Below are 11,972 nucleotides of genomic sequence, written 5' to 3' on the forward strand. Positions count from 1 at the left end.
GACCGGTGTCAGGCTGCCGGCATGAGCACGTCGACCGAGGCAGCCGTGACCTGGGCCCAGGCGTTGGCCTGGCGGATGGAGAAGCACCTGCTCGACCCGGTCGGGTCGGAGCCGGTGGCGGGCGTCGTACGCCGGCTCGGAGCAGTGCTCTCGATGGACGGGTCGCTCGCCGAGCTCGCGGTGCGCACCCGGCGGGAGTCGTCACGTGCGGGCGAGCTCGCGGCGGCGCTGGCCGCCGGCGAGGTGGTGAAGGCGTTCGCGTTCCGCGGGTCGATGCACTACCTGGCGCCCGAGGACGGCGGGATCTACCTGGCCCTGCGCTCGGCCGGTCGCCAGTGGGAGCTGCCGAGCTGGGTCGAGCACTACCGGCTGACGCCGGAGGACTGGCCGGACTTCCGGGCCGCGGTGCGTGCGGCCGTGGCTGACGGCCCCCTCACGGTCACCGAGCTCGGCGACATCCTCACCCGCGACCGGGCCTACCGGCACCTCGAGGCGGTCTTCGCCGAGGGCGCCGGAACGCTGGTCAAGCCGTTGACCTGGCAGGGCGATGTCAGCCTGGGGCCGCCTCGCGACGGGCGCCTCACGCTCCAGCGCCTCGACACCAACCCGAGGTGGCGAGGCGTCCCCGACCTCGACGAGGCCGGCCCGGCGGCGGTCGTGGCCTACCTCCGCACCTACGGCCCGGCAACCTACGACCACGTCTCCTACTGGCTCGGCGACGGACTGAGCGCCGGCGGCCGTCGGCTCCGGTCCTGGTTCGCCGGGCTCGGTGACCGGCTGGCGGCGGTCGACGTCGACGGCACCACGGCCCACGTCCTGGCCGACGACGTCGACGCGCTCGAGGCCGCGCGTCCGTCGGAGGCGGTGCGGTTCCTCCCCGGCCACGACCAGTGGGTCATCGGCCCGGGCACCAAGGACGTCCACGTCACGCCGTCGTCCCGGCGCGACCTGATGACCCGCAAGGCCAACCCGGTCGTCGTCGGCGGCGTCGTGCGCGGCACCTGGGCGCGCAAGGACGACGAGCTGACGGTCACGTGGCTCGACGAGCGACGGCGCCCGGTCGGGGCGATCGAGCAGGAGGCGGAGCGCCTGGGTGGGATCGTCGGCCGGGACCTCCGCCTGACCCTCGTCGCCGGCGGGCCATGATGGCTGACGACGACGTCGCCGAGGAGCCGGAGCAGCGCTGATGGACGAGGACCTGGTCGACCGCGTGCGCGCGGCGTCGCGCTCCTGCACCCGTACGGTCGCGGGACGCCGGCACCGGAGCCCGGCCGAGGTGCTCGACGGCCTGGCGACCGCCTGCCGCGAGTTCGGCATCGACGAGTGGGACGGCTACGGCGAGCGCGGCGCGGTCGCCCGCGTGGAGGCCGAGGTGGCGGGCCTCCTCGGCACCGAGGCTGCGGCGTTCTTCCCCTCGGGCGTGATGGCCCAGCAGGTCGCGCTGCGCATCTGGTGCGACCGGGCCGGCAGCCGCCGGGTCGCGATGCCCGACCTGAGCCACCTGCTCGTGCACGAGCTCGACGGCCCGCGGATCCTGCAGCACCTGGAGGTCGAGCACCTCACGACCGGCCCGACCGTCGCCACCGCCGCCCACCTCGCGGCCCTGCCGGGTCGGCTCGCCGCCGTCCTGGTCGAGGTGCCGCTGCGCGACGCCGGCTGCCTCGTCCCGACCTACGACGAGCTGGCGGCGCTCTCGGCCGCCTGTCGCGAGCGCGACATCCGGCTGCACCTCGACGGCGCCCGGGTCTGGGAGGCCCAGACCTACCTCGGCCGGTCGCTGCCCGACATCGCTGCGCTCGCCGACACCGTCTACGTCTCGTTCTACAAAGGGCTCGGCGGGCTGGCCGGGGCCGCCCTGCTCGGCCCGCAGGACGTCGTCGACGAGGCGCGACGGTGGCGGCGCCGGATGGGCGGCACCATCTACCGGTCCACGCCGGAGGCCGTGTCGGCCCTCGTGGGGCTGCGGGACCGGCTGCCGCTGATGGGCGACTGCGTGCGCTGGGCTCGGTCGCTCGCGGCGGCCCTTCCCGACCACGTCGTCGTCCAACCGCCGGTCCCGCACACCGGCACCTTCCTCCTGCACGCCGCGGGTCAGCCGGAGGAGGTCAACCGACGGCTGCTGGCGTTCGTCGAGGAGCACGCCCTCGCGCTCACCCCGCCGTGGTCGCCCGGGAGCGAGGCGGGGCGGGTGACCTGCGAGCTCGCGGTGGGGGAGGACGCCCTCGAGCTCGACCCCGAGGAGACGGCTCACTTGATCGGTGAGCTGCTGCGGGACTAACGCCGGGCCGACGTGGTTGAGCACTGAATGCGCATCTTCCTCACCGGCGGCAGCGGCAAGGCCGGCAAGCACGTCGCGACCCATCTCGCCGAGCAGGGGCACCAGGTCACCAACGCCGACCTGGTCCCGCTCGGTCACCCGGACGTCGCCGACCTGACGGTCGACCTCACCGACGCCGGCGAGACCTGGTCGGCGATGGCGGGGCTCGCCACGATGGCCGAGCTCGACCAGGCCGAGCCGCCGTCGTACGACGCGGTCGTGCACTTCGCCGCGGTGCCGCGGATCCTGCTCACCTCGGACACGAGGACCTACGCCACCAACGTGCTCAGCACCTTCCACGTGCTCGAGGCCGCGACCCGGCTCGGGATCCGCAAGGTCGTCTTCGCCTCGTCGGAGACGACGTACGGCATCTGCTTCGCCCAGGGCGAGCGGCGACCGCTCTACCTGCCGGTCGACGAGGAGCACCCGACCGTCCCCGAGGACGCCTACGCGATGTCCAAGGTGGCGGGGGAGACGACGGCGCGCTCGTTCCAGGCCCGCACCGGCACCGACGTCTACGGGCTGCGGATCAACAACGTCATCGAGCCGCACGAGTACGCCGAGCTCTTCCCGGCGTTCCTGGCCGAGCCCTCCTTGCGCCGGCGCAACGTCTTCGCCTACATCGACACCCGCGACCTCGCCCAGCTGACCCAGCGCTGCCTGGAGACCGACGGGCTGGGCTACCAGGTCTTCAACGTCGCCAACGCCGACCTGTCGGTCGCCCTCTCCAACCAGGAGGTGCGGGACCGCTTCTACGACGGGGTCGAGGTGCGCCGCGAGATGGGGCCCGACGAGACCTTCTACGCCATCGACAAGGCGCGGGACCTGCTCGGCTACGAGCCCGCGCACTCCTGGCGTGACGTGCTCGCGGATCGCTGAGCCCGGTGCGAGACTCGTGGTCGTGGTGACCGTGTACGACGCCGCCGGCGGCCAGGCAGGTCTCGAGCGCCTCGCTCGGGCCTGGCACGAGCGCGTCGTGGCCGACGACGTGGTGGGCCACGCGTTCCGCCACGGCGTCGACCCCCACCACTGCGAACGCCTCGCGGCCTACTGGGGCGAGGCGCTGGGAGGGCCCGGCCTGTTCTCCGAGGCCTACGGCGACGAGTCGAGCGTGGTGCGGATGCACAGCGGCAACGGGCCTCACGACGAGATGGAGCAGCGGGCCGTGGGTTGCTTCGACGCCGCCCTGGCCGACGTCGGCCTCGACGTGAGCGACCCGCTCCGCCAGGTGCTGCACGACTACTTCGCCTGGGCCACCTTCGACTCGGTCAACCGGTTCGAGGAGTCCGCGGACGACGTCCCCGACGGGCTGTCGATCCCGCGCTGGTCGTGGGACGGGCTCGTGCGCGACAGCTGACCGGGTGTCCCTCGGGACCCTCAAGTGCTCCACCCAAACTGCCGATGAGGCCTGCGACGAAGAGGAGCAGGGATGTCTCGAGGGTTCAACAGGGTGGCGGTGGACGGGTGGCACGACCGCTCGGACCATCGACGGCCTCAGGCCGGTGGCCCGGCGCACCCGCACCCGCGCGAGCGACTGGCGATGCCGCGTCCCGAGGAGCTGCGCCGCGAGGCCGTGCGGCGGGCGGAGGACCGGACCCGGGAGGAGACGCGCGACCTCGCCGTACGGCTGCTCCAGCTGCAGCTGGCTCGCCTCCAGGCATCCCTGCGGGGCGAGGGACCCGGTCCCGGCGAGGCCGTGGACGCCTACCGGCAGATGCACCTCGATCTCGCGGAGCTCGACGCTCCGACCGGACAGGCCTTCGGCGAGCTCGTGACGTACTGGCGGAGCCTGGCGTCGTTAGGCTGACAGGACGTCCCCCTCTGTCCGCCTCCCGATGGACCCACCATGGCCCTGCTGCGCTGCGACTTCTTCTCCGAGGTCCTCGGGATGGGCGTGTCCGCGACGGTCGTGCTGCCCCAGCGGACCAGCGGCCAGATCGGGGTGGCGAGCGGTGGTGGCGACGGCCCGCCGCCGGTGCTCTACCTGCTGCACGGGCTGTCCGACGACCACACCGCGTGGACCCGCTACACCTCGGTCGAGCGCTACGCCAACGACGCCGGCCTCGCCGTCGTGATGCCGGCCGTCGCGGACAGCTGGTACGTCAACGAGGTCCACGGGCACCGCTACCTCGACTTCGTGGCCGACGAGCTGCCGCAGGTCGTGCGGTCGCTCGTCCGGGTCTCCGACGCGCCCGCCGACACCTTCGTCGCCGGTCTCTCGATGGGCGGCTACGGCGCGGTCAAGCTGGCCCTGCGGCACCCCGAGCGATACGCCGCCGCGGCGTCGCTCTCGGGTGCGCTCGACGTCGCCCGGGTGCCCGAGCGGTGGCCCGAGCTGCGTCCCCTGTTCGACCGGGTCTTCGGTGGCGGCGTCACGCCGGCCGACGACCTCTTCTCGGGGCTCGAGCAGGCGTACGCCCCGCTGCCGCCGCTCTACCTCGCCTGCGGGACCGAGGACCCCGACGTGGAGGCCACCCGACGCTTCCACGCCGCAGCGGTGGGCGCGGGCGCCGACGTCGTCCTCGACCTCCGGCCCGGCGACCACGAGTGGGGTCTGTGGGACGCCGTGATCCGGGACGTGGTCGCGTGGCTGCCGATGCGGGGTCGTCCGTCGGGGCCGCGACCGGTAGCAGTGACCTAGCTGGTCAGCCCGGCCCGACGCCGACCCGGATGCTGCCCGGACCGCCCACGGTCAGCCGTCGAGCACCACCGCCGGCTCGTCGTCGTCGCGCGGGCCGTGGACCAGGACGAGGCCCGGGTCGAGACGGGCTCCTGGAGAGATGAGTTGTTGCTACAACCAATATTTCAGCCGCACTCACTTGTTCCTTCAACTGACGTCTAGGGTGGCGTCATGACGCAGCGGTGGCTCGACGACGACGAACGCCGTGCCTGGGTGCGCCTGGTCGCCGTGCTCGAGCTGCTGCCGCCCGCGCTCGACGCGCAGCTGCGCCGCGACACGGGACTCACGCACTTCGACTACTTCGTGCTGAGCCGGCTGTCCGAGGCGCCCGACCACACGCTGCGCATGACCGCGCTGGCGCTCAGCACCAACGCCACGCTGCCCCGCCTCTCCCACGTCGTACGACGCCACGAGGAGCGCGGTCTCGTCGAGCGCTTCCCCTGTCCCGACGACGGGCGCGCGACCAACGCCCGGCTGACCGCGGCGGGGCTCCGGGTCGTCGAGGCGGCGGCCCCGGGCCACGTCGAGACGGTGCGGTCGCTGGTGGTGGACGCGCTCAGCCCCGAGCAGCTGCGGCACGTCACCGAGATCGCCGACGCCCTGCTCCTCCGTCTCGACCCCGACCGCCGGATGACCGGCCTCTACGACCCGGCTCCGCCCGGTTCGCCCTGACGCGGGAACGAGGGAAGAGGACCGTCCCCGGGGGTGTTCTCCCAGGGAGACGACCCGAAAGGCCATCACCCATGCGCATCCCGCTGTCCGTGCTCGACCTCGCCCCGATCGCCAAGGGGGAGTCCGTCGGCACCAGCATCGCCGCGAGCGTCGCCCTGGCGCAGCGTGCGGAGGAGCACGGCTACCGCCGGGTCTGGTACGCCGAGCACCACAACATGGCGAGCATCGCGTCGTCGGCGACCAGCGTGCTGATCTCCCACGTCGGCGCCCACACGTCGACGATCCGGCTCGGCGCCGGCGGGGTGATGCTGCCCAACCACTCGCCGCTGGCGATCGCCGAGCAGTTCGGCACGCTCGCCGCGATGTACCCCGACCGGATCGACCTCGGGCTGGGCCGCGCGCCCGGCTCCGACCAGGCCACGGCCCACGCGATGCGTCGCGACCCGTCGGCCTCCGAGCGGTTCCCGCAGGACGTCCAGGAGCTGCAGGCGTTCCTGGGCGAGGAGTCCCGGGTGCCCGGGGTGTCGGCCGTGCCGGGCCAGGGCTCGCACGTCCCGCTCTACATCCTCGGGTCGTCGACGTTCGGGGCCCACCTCGCCGCCGCGCTGGGTCTCCCGTACGCCTTCGCCAGCCACTTCGCGCCCCAGTCGCTCGAGGCGGCCGTCGCCGCCTACCGCCGCGAGTTCACGCCGTCGTCGCAGCTCGACGCGCCCTACGTCATCGCCGGTGTCAACGTGGTCGCCGCCGACACGAACGAGCAGGCGCAGGCCAACCTGCAGGCCGCCCGTCGCACCATCGCCGTCACCCTCTTCGGTGGCGGCCAGACCCTCAGCGACGTCGAGGCCGACGTGCTGCTGCGCCGCGGCGCCGCCCAGCACGTCGACCAGATGTTCACCTACGCCGCCGTGGGCGACGGTCCCGAGGTGGCGCGCTACCTCGAGGACTTCCGCGACCACGTCGGGGCTGATGAGCTCATCACGGCCCACCAGGCGCCGAGCGCGGAGGCGCGGTTGCGGTCGGTCACGCTCACCGCCGAGGCCCTGCTCCCGGTGTCCGTCTAGCCACTCGACACGGCTACTAACGTCGTACGGCGTGAGCCACGACGCGTTCCATCCCGACCTCGAGCCCCGGCGACTCCCGCTGCGCCACGTCCCGGCGGCCGACCTCGACGGCGGCACCGCCCAGACCCCGGGCATGCAGCGACTCGCCGCGATCGGCGCCCAGGTGGGGGCCGAGGGGCTCTGGATGGGCCAGACGCACGTCGGTCCCCAGGTGCGGTCGGGCGACCACCACCACGGCGAGGCCGAGACGGCGATCTACGTGGTCAGTGGCCACCCGGAGTTCGTCTTCCTCGACGAGGAGACCGGGGAGGAGGTGCGCCTGCAGCCCGCGCCGGGCGACTACGTGTTCGTGCCGCCGTGGACGCCGCACCGCGAGGAGAACAACGATGCCGACGTCGAGGCCGTGGTCGTCATCGCCCGCAACACGCAGGAGGCGATCGTCGTCAACCTGCCGTCGCTGCGCGGCTGACGCGAGCGACGCCCTCACCCGAACGCGGTCCACCGCCCCTCGGACACGACGTCGACGGTGTCCCCGACGACCCTGATGGCGGTCTGCTCGTCGATCGCGTACGCCGGGACGCCGAGGTCGGCCGCCCACCGCTCCGCGTCAGCCATGGTGTTGGACGGGAACGCGTCCAGGTGCGGGAAGATCGAGAAGTCGACGACCCCCAGGGTCCGGTCGTCCGGGGCCGACGACCACTCGACGAACTCCGGCCCGATGCGGGGGGTCATCACCATGCTCCCGGCGCTCACCCCCACCCAGACGAGGTCGGGCAGCGAGGGCAGCAGATCAGCCAGCCCGGAGGCCCGCATCCAGTGGCAGAGGTAGGTCGCGTCGCCGCCGTCGACGAGGAGCACGTCAGCGTCCCGGACCCAGGGGACCCACCGGTCCGCGCCGATGGTGGGCAGCGCGGTGAGCTCCAGGACGCCCAACGACGCCCAGCCCAGCCCCGTGAGGTGGCGATGGACGGGCTCGGCCGCCACCACGCCGCGCACCGACGCCGGTCCGCACATCGGGTGGCCCCACTGCGCGGTCGGTACGACGAGCGCGTGGCACTCGTCGATCGGCTTGCCGAGGAGCTCGACGAGCGCTGATCGGAGGGTGGGGTTGGTGACGCCGCCGGAGGTGAGCAACAGCTTCAAGGGTGACTCCCAGGTCGTGCGCGCGAGTGATGTCCCTGCAGACCCGTGGCGGGGTCAGGACTCATCGCGGGGTCGCACGAGCGACTCAGGCGGGGAGCGGGACCTCGTCCCGCTCGACGGAGACCGCCACGATCCGGCACCCCGCCGGCAGGGCGGAGGCGATCGCGTCCAGCGACGCCTCGTAGGAGGACGGGTCGGTCACCCAGGACTTGGCCTGGTGGCCGTCCTTGCCGCCGTCGTCGATGAGCACCCGCACCTTCATGGTCACAGCATGTCCGGAGGGCGTCCGGTGTGCCGGACTTCGGCGAAGTCCTTCGAGCAGACCTCGTGCGCCACCGGGCCATGCCGCCATGACCCGTTCGGGCCATGGACGCGGTCGGGACCCGCGACCAGCGGCTCAGCTGTCGGTTAGCTGGGACTTGGATCGATCCACAAGCACTCAAAGGGGTGATGGGGTCCTCAGGCCCTGGAAAACGTCTCTGTCCCGGACGTACGTTGTGGCCGGTCTCACGCAGACCGTCGTCCCCTGCGAAGCGCCACCCAGCTTGGCCGCGTGACGTGGGGGAGCTGGAAGGGCTCGAGCAGGACTACCCAGACCGTTAGGGGTGCGGGGCGGTTCTGCTCGAGCCCACTACGTGCGCGGAACCGGTCCCGGACCGTCGCGGGTTCGCCCGCGGCCACGACCGATCGGACCTACAGTGCTGGCTCCTGACGTCCGTGACCTGTGGAGCCCATGAACATGATGACCCGGCGAGCGATGGCGCTCGTGACGACCCTGGCGACCGCGAGCCTGGTCATGACCCCGGTCGGTCCGGCCCCGAGCCTGGCCGCGGCGCCGGTCTCGTCCGCGCCGACGGCCGACCTGGCGCCCGTCACGGCGGACGACACCGTCACCATCACCCCCCTCACCTCCGAGGCCGACGTCCACGTCCTGGCCAACGACGTCGACCCCGACCACGGCAACCTGCAGGTCTGCCGCGTGGAGGCGCCGGACGCGGCCGGGCTGGGCGTGCACGTCTGGTCGGACAACGGCGAGCCCGGCTACGGTGCCACGCCGTCGGGGTCGACGTACCTCACCCTCGAGCCGACCCGCGAGCTGGCGGTGGGCACGCTGACGGTCACCTACTACGCCTGCGACCGTGTCCAGCTGACGCCGGCGACCCTCACCGTCGAGGTCGTCCGGATCACGGCCCGCACGGTCGCCGGCCGGCCCGGCGTCGTCCGGTTCACCAACCCGCTCGACGAGGCCGTCGACGTCATCTACGGCGCGGTCGACGGGGAGGACGCCGACGGCGGGTTCACCCTGGGCGCCGGAGCGACGAGGGACAGGGTCGTCAAGCGCCGGACCATCCAGTGGTTCGCCGTGCCCCACGAGGGCGAGGGCGACGACCCCCTCCCGCTCGGCTACGGGATCGTCCGCAACACCGGTGCCCGTGCCGCCAGCGCCGCTCCCGGTGCCTCGGCGAGGCAGCTCACGGCGCGCCAGGGACGAGCCTGGCGGACCGGCCGGTCCGCCCACCCGAGTCACGTCCGGCCGCGTCACGTCCGGCCGGGCCGCGTGGAGGTCGGCCGCGACGAACCGCCCACGGGACCGGTCGAGGACGCCGCCCCGGTCACCGGCAACGACCGCGTCACCCTCGACTACTACGACGACGCCGAGGTCCGGGTGCTGCGCAACGACTCCGACGACACGCCTGGCGACCTGGCCGTGTGCTGGGTCGACGTACCGCGCCGCAGCGGTCTGTCCGCCCTCATCCAGCCCTGGTGGGCGGCCTCCGACCGCGCGCGCTCCGACAGCCCGGACCGCTACATCGAGCTCAACGCGTCAGCGGCCACGGCCGGCACCTACCGGCTGACCTACTACGCGTGCGACAAGCACCGCCTGACCCCTGGGACGCTGACCGTCACCGTCCGCAGGTTCCCACCCGTCAAGGTCCGCCGCGTGCGCGGTCATCCTGGCACGCTCGTCTTCACCAACCGTGGCTACCGCCGCGTCCGCATCCAGTACTTCGAGAGCCACCACTACAGCGAGCAGCACCACTTCTCGATCAAGCCCCACGCGCGGCGCCGGCTGCACGTCTCCTACGACGACCTCTCCTACTTCGCCGACACCGCCATCGGCCCGCTCGGCAGCGGCCGGTTCAGGAACCTCTACCCGGGTCGGGGCTAGTCAGGCTGGTTCGCGGTGCGGGCGCAGGCGCACGATGCTGTAGACGGTGGCGCCGACAGAGGCCAGGCTCGACACGACCAGGCCGACGGCGGTCGCGGTGCTCCGGAAGGGAAGCGCGGGGCCCACGGTCAGGCCCAGCAGGCTCATCCGGGGGATCGAGACGTCGAAGGCATACATGCCGGAGAGAGCAGCGACCCACAGGACGCCCGCGACCGACGCCGCGACGCGAGGCCAGGTGGCCACTCCTGCGCGAGCGGCGCCGACCGCGCGGTCGCGGACCCGGTCATAGCTGGCGGCCGCCCACCGGTGGTAGGGGACCAGGATCCGCAGGCCGGCGACGACGACCAGGGTGCCGGGGCCGGGCAACGGCATCAGGACGACACCGACCACGACGACCGTCCAGCCGGCCGAGCGGCCGAGGACGTTGCCCAGCGACGGCCAGCGCACCCTCGCCGGCGCGACGACGACCGGGACGTCCGGGGCGAGCGAGGGATCCAGGGCGTCGTACGTCGCGCCGCCGCGCCTCCCGCCTGGGTGGGCTTGTCGGGCGGGAGCGCAGATCACCCACGAGGAAGCGGAGACCGGCTCCACATATTCCCCGGCCAGGGTGTCGGTGGTCGGTGGGACAGTCGGGACCATCTCGGCGACGCGCCGAGCGACGACCGAGGCGAGGAGAGACCGGATGAGCGAGATCGATGACGGGGCACCGGTGGTGCGTCTCAGGACGATCGAGGACGGTGACGTCGACGTGTTCTTCGACCACCAGGCGGATCCGTTGGCCGTCGAGATGGCGGCGTTCCCGGCTCGCGACAGGGACCGGGTCGTGGCGCACTGGGCGAGGCTCCGCGCCGACGACACCCTGGTGACGAGGACCATCGTCGCGGACGGCGTGGTGGCGGGAAACATCGTGAGCTGGCCCGACGACGGGAAGCAGTTCCTCGGCTACTGGGTCGGGCGCGAGTGGTGGGGCCGCGGCGTCGCGACTCGAGCGCTCGCCCTGCTCCTGGACGAGGTGCCGGTCCGGCCGCTGCGCGCCCACGTCGTCGCGCACAACTTCGGCTCGATCCGCGTCCTGGAGAAGTGCGGGTTCCGGCGAGATCTCGAGGAGGAGGCGGCGGCTCCTGCGTCCGACGACGGCCTCGAGGAGCTGACCTTCGTGCTGGACGCCTGAGGTCTGTCACGGGTTGTCTCGGTCGAAGAGCGTCGTGCGGAGCAGGACCGACGCACGACAGCCGCCGGCGGAACCCGCCGGCGGCTGTCGATCGCGTCAGGTCGTGGAGCGTGTCCTACACCCGAGCGCTGGAGCGGCGGTTGGCCGAGGTCCAGATCAGCAGCGCGATGACCGCGCCGATGATGGAGCCGATGATGCCCGCGGGCTGCAGGAGCCCGTCGCCGGCGTCCTTGCCGAACAGCAGGTATCCCAGCAGTCCGCCGACGAAGGAGCCGACGATGCCGAGCACGATCGTGGCGACGACGGAGAGGTCCTGGCGTCCGGGGACGAGCAGACGGGCTACGAAACCGGCGATGGCGCCGACGACGATGATGGTCAGGATGAGTCCGAGCATGTGAGTGCCTTTCCTTCGAGAGGCTGCCAGTCGCGGCCCTTGGGGTGTACGTAACCACCCCCTCAAGGGGTGCGACACACCCCTAGGGCGGTTAGTGTGGTGCCATGAGCGTGCGCAGCGGTCCGATCCAGGTCGCCATCGTCGACGACTACGACGTCGTGGTCATCGGCGTCGCCAACATGCTCGAGCCCTACCGTGACCGGGTCGTGGTCGCGGAGCTGGACACCAACGAGGCGCTGATCGATGACGTCGACATCGCTCTCTACGACTCCTTCGCGCAGCCCGAGACCGACCACGACGAGATCAAGACGCTCATCGACAACCCCCTGGCCCGGCGGGTCGTGGTCTACACCTGGAACTTCCA

15 protein-coding genes and 1 pseudogene are annotated in these 11,972 nt (G+C 72.5%); 12 read left to right on the forward strand and 4 right to left on the reverse strand.

Going from position 1 to position 11,972, the window contains the following annotated elements; all coding sequences use genetic code 11:
* The first annotated feature begins 21 nt into the window (after positions 1–21).
* The 9 genes from Q7T52_RS16475 (at position 22) to Q7T52_RS16515 (ending at position 7,199) form a co-directional block, all read left to right on the forward strand.
* Entirely contained in the window at positions 22–1,146 is a 1,125-nt protein-coding gene (locus Q7T52_RS16475) for a DNA glycosylase AlkZ-like family protein (RefSeq protein WP_304804392.1), read from the forward strand.
* A gap of 40 nt (positions 1,147–1,186) precedes the next feature.
* Entirely contained in the window at positions 1,187–2,278 is a 1,092-nt protein-coding gene (locus Q7T52_RS16480; protein WP_304804394.1) for a low specificity L-threonine aldolase, read from the forward strand.
* A 27-nt stretch (positions 2,279–2,305) separates the two neighbouring features.
* On the forward strand, positions 2,306–3,196 hold the full coding sequence (locus Q7T52_RS16485; protein WP_304804396.1) for an NAD(P)-dependent oxidoreductase: 891 nt from the start codon (positions 2,306–2,308) through the stop codon (positions 3,194–3,196).
* 22 nt (positions 3,197–3,218) lie between these two features.
* The gene (locus Q7T52_RS16490; RefSeq protein ID WP_304804398.1) at positions 3,219–3,674 is read left to right on the forward strand and encodes a group II truncated hemoglobin; all 456 of its coding nucleotides are present in this window, start codon (positions 3,219–3,221) and stop codon (positions 3,672–3,674) included.
* A gap of 183 nt (positions 3,675–3,857) precedes the next feature.
* Entirely contained in the window at positions 3,858–4,124 is a 267-nt protein-coding gene (locus Q7T52_RS16495) for a hypothetical protein (RefSeq protein ID WP_304804400.1), read from the forward strand.
* A gap of 39 nt (positions 4,125–4,163) precedes the next feature.
* Positions 4,164–4,958 carry an alpha/beta hydrolase family protein gene (locus Q7T52_RS16500; RefSeq protein ID WP_304804401.1) on the forward strand — a complete coding sequence of 265 codons (795 nt, stop codon included), beginning with the start codon at positions 4,164–4,166 and terminating at the stop codon, positions 4,956–4,958.
* Between the two features lie 210 nt (positions 4,959–5,168).
* Positions 5,169–5,669, forward strand: coding sequence for a MarR family winged helix-turn-helix transcriptional regulator (locus Q7T52_RS16505; RefSeq protein ID WP_304804403.1), 501 nt, complete (start codon positions 5,169–5,171; stop codon positions 5,667–5,669).
* 71 nt (positions 5,670–5,740) lie between these two features.
* On the forward strand, positions 5,741–6,730 hold the full coding sequence (locus tag Q7T52_RS16510; protein ID WP_304804405.1) for an LLM class flavin-dependent oxidoreductase: 990 nt from the start codon (positions 5,741–5,743) through the stop codon (positions 6,728–6,730).
* 31 nt (positions 6,731–6,761) lie between these two features.
* Positions 6,762–7,199: a cupin domain-containing protein gene (locus Q7T52_RS16515; protein WP_304804407.1), complete on the forward strand. Its 438-nt coding sequence runs from the start codon at positions 6,762–6,764 to the stop codon at positions 7,197–7,199.
* A gap of 14 nt (positions 7,200–7,213) precedes the next feature.
* Here Q7T52_RS16515 and Q7T52_RS16520 read toward each other — a convergent pair whose 3' ends face one another.
* Both Q7T52_RS16520 and Q7T52_RS16525 read right to left on the reverse strand, forming a co-directional pair.
* Positions 7,214–7,873, reverse strand: coding sequence for a Type 1 glutamine amidotransferase-like domain-containing protein (locus Q7T52_RS16520; protein WP_304804409.1), 660 nt, complete (start codon positions 7,871–7,873; stop codon positions 7,214–7,216).
* Between the two features lie 85 nt (positions 7,874–7,958).
* The gene (locus Q7T52_RS16525) at positions 7,959–8,135 is read right to left on the reverse strand and encodes a hypothetical protein (RefSeq protein WP_304804411.1); all 177 of its coding nucleotides are present in this window, start codon (positions 8,133–8,135) and stop codon (positions 7,959–7,961) included.
* A 477-nt stretch (positions 8,136–8,612) separates the two neighbouring features.
* Here Q7T52_RS16525 and Q7T52_RS16530 point away from each other — a divergent pair, with 477 nt between their 5' ends.
* A complete protein-coding gene (locus Q7T52_RS16530) occupies positions 8,613–10,043 on the forward strand; it encodes an Ig-like domain-containing protein (protein ID WP_304804413.1) in 1,431 nt (476 codons plus the stop codon).
* Here the strand turns inward: Q7T52_RS16530 and Q7T52_RS16535 are convergent, their stop codons facing one another.
* On the reverse strand, positions 10,044–10,607 hold the full coding sequence (locus Q7T52_RS16535) for a PGPGW domain-containing protein (RefSeq protein WP_304804415.1): 564 nt from the start codon (positions 10,605–10,607) through the stop codon (positions 10,044–10,046). It lies immediately after the preceding gene.
* A gap of 118 nt (positions 10,608–10,725) precedes the next feature.
* Between Q7T52_RS16535 and Q7T52_RS16540 the strand changes: the two genes are divergently transcribed.
* Positions 10,726–11,214 (forward strand): GNAT family N-acetyltransferase, encoded by a 489-nt coding sequence (locus tag Q7T52_RS16540; RefSeq protein WP_304804417.1) that lies wholly within the window; start codon positions 10,726–10,728, stop codon positions 11,212–11,214.
* A gap of 115 nt (positions 11,215–11,329) precedes the next feature.
* Here Q7T52_RS16540 and Q7T52_RS16545 read toward each other — a convergent pair whose 3' ends face one another.
* Complete coding sequence (locus Q7T52_RS16545) at positions 11,330–11,608, reverse strand: GlsB/YeaQ/YmgE family stress response membrane protein (protein ID WP_304804418.1); 279 nt, start codon at positions 11,606–11,608, stop codon at positions 11,330–11,332.
* Positions 11,609–11,712: 104 nt separating this feature from the next.
* Here Q7T52_RS16545 and Q7T52_RS16550 point away from each other — a divergent pair.
* Positions 11,713–11,972: pseudogene (locus Q7T52_RS16550) on the forward strand (DNA-binding response regulator); the annotation flags it as partial.

Origin of the sequence: Nocardioides sp., from assembly GCF_030655615.1 — a bacterium.
Classification (GTDB): domain Bacteria; phylum Actinomycetota; class Actinomycetes; order Propionibacteriales; family Nocardioidaceae; genus Nocardioides.